Annotated in this window: 2 protein-coding genes; both read right to left on the reverse strand. The window is 35.6% G+C overall.

From position 1 onward, the window contains the following. The coding region (locus D1831_RS14220; protein ID WP_125073454.1) for a methylase at nucleotides 1-696 on the reverse strand (696 nt) is incomplete at its 3' end. A 43-nt stretch (nucleotides 697-739) separates the two neighbouring features. Continuing rightward, entirely contained in the window at nucleotides 740-958 is a 219-nt protein-coding gene (locus D1831_RS14225; protein WP_125073455.1) for a helix-turn-helix domain-containing protein, read from the reverse strand. Between the last annotated feature and the right edge of the window lie 52 nt (nucleotides 959-1,010).

Below are 1,010 nucleotides of genomic sequence, written 5' to 3' on the forward strand. Positions count from 1 at the left end.
CTGCTTAGAATCACCATTTTCAAAATCATCAAATAGGCTCAATTGTCCTTCGTTGGCGTTTACATCATCCATATCATCATTGTTAAACAGTGATTTATACGTGAATGTGTTCTGCTTTACCTTATTTCCAGATGGTATCCACTCCCTGAACTCAATTAACTTATTCTCTGAATTCTTGAAAGTCAGTGTGTTTCCCTGAACAATATTCACATCGATAATATACCGTGCCGATTTATATAGATCAGTATTACTGCTGAGTGCTTTTTGCATGAACGTTTGATAGTGATTAATAAAAACATCTATCATCGCTCTTTTGGCTTTAATTAGGTTATCCTGAAGCAGCTCAATCGCATAAATGCTCATCAAAGCCCACAGTGCATTATTTTTCCACGTAATCTTGTTAGATATTTGATCCACATAGCTAAGCTTTTGATGTAGGATTTCTTTCAAAAATGCTCCCTCTCCCGCACTAGGCTCAAGGAACGTGGCATGAAGATCGTGCAATTTTTCTTGAATAGCTGGTTCAGACAGCATCTTTTTCACCATCCATTTAGGGGTAAAAACTTCACCATGATGTTGAACTCGTTCCTTAGATTTAATTAGGTGACCATCATCACCTATTGCTTTTAATTCAAATTTTTTATGATCGGTTTCAAATTTTTGATCATCGAAAAGGCTTATTTCTTCCTTGCTCATTTTAAATAAATGTCACCCCTATCCTCCTTTATTATTCCTTCTGTTACTTTCGTACGATCTCCATAATGTCACTAATATCACAGTCTAAGGCCTTACAAACCTTTAGTAATACCCCAGTCGTAACATTACCATTCCTACCTAACTTAGCAATTGAAGCGGCACTAACTCCACTAGCCTGTTGTAGATCTTTCTTTTTCATGCCACGATCAATTAACAGCTTCCATAATTTGTTATAACTGATGCTTAAGTTTTCGTTATTCATGATTACTTCCTCTAAATAAAAATTTCTGGAACGTTGATTTCAATTTCCTTAG

The organism is Lactiplantibacillus garii, assembly GCF_003885105.1.
In the GTDB taxonomy this organism is placed as follows: domain Bacteria; phylum Bacillota; class Bacilli; order Lactobacillales; family Lactobacillaceae; genus Lactiplantibacillus; species Lactiplantibacillus garii.